Source organism: Gillisia xinjiangensis, from assembly GCF_046298265.1.
GTDB classification, from domain to species: Bacteria; Bacteroidota; Bacteroidia; order Flavobacteriales; family Flavobacteriaceae; genus Gillisia; species Gillisia xinjiangensis.
Genome location: NZ_JBKAHK010000080.1, coordinates 1 through 586, shown reverse-complemented (window position 1 = coordinate 586; position 586 = coordinate 1). Strand labels below are relative to the sequence as shown.

At 69.6% G+C, this 586-nt stretch carries 1 protein-coding gene; it reads left to right on the top strand.

Going from position 1 to position 586, the window contains the following annotated elements; all coding sequences use genetic code 11:
• Nucleotides 1-586: hypothetical protein (locus tag ACKGJN_RS16580; RefSeq protein ID WP_409540676.1), on the top strand; the 586-nt coding region annotated here is incomplete at both ends.

Sequence of the window (586 nt, the reverse complement as noted above, 5' to 3'; positions counted from 1 at the left end):
TGGCACCGCCAAGGCGCACAGCTACAACACGGCCGAGGACGGCGCCCAGGCGGGCGACGACGACCTCGAGACCGGCAACGGCAACGACACCATTTCCGGCGACAGCCAGGCGCGCGCGTCGGGCTATTCCGAAGCGACCGCGACCAACCTGGCGACCGGCGGAGCCTCCGCGGGCAACGACTACATCGTCGCCGGCGGTGGCGAGAACAAGGTGGCTGGTGACGCCCAGGCCCTCTCGTGGGGCGACGACGCGGTCGCCAAGGGCTGGAATGACGCCAAGAAGGGCGACGGCAGCCGCGCCGGCAACGACACCATCCACGCCGGCAGCGCCGACGACACCGTCTCCGGCGGCTCCCAGGCGATCGGCCACAAGTCGGCCTTCGCCGAGCAGCAGAACCACGCCGGCGAGTGGGATAACGACGACGACAACAAGGCGGGCAACGACTGGATCGATGCCTACCAGGGCGACAACAAGGTCGCCGGCGACGCCCAGGCCATCGGCACGGGCAACGACTCCTGGGCGACGGCCAAGTCGCACAACCATGCTCAGGGCAAGGATGACGAGAAGGCCAACAACGCGGCCGGC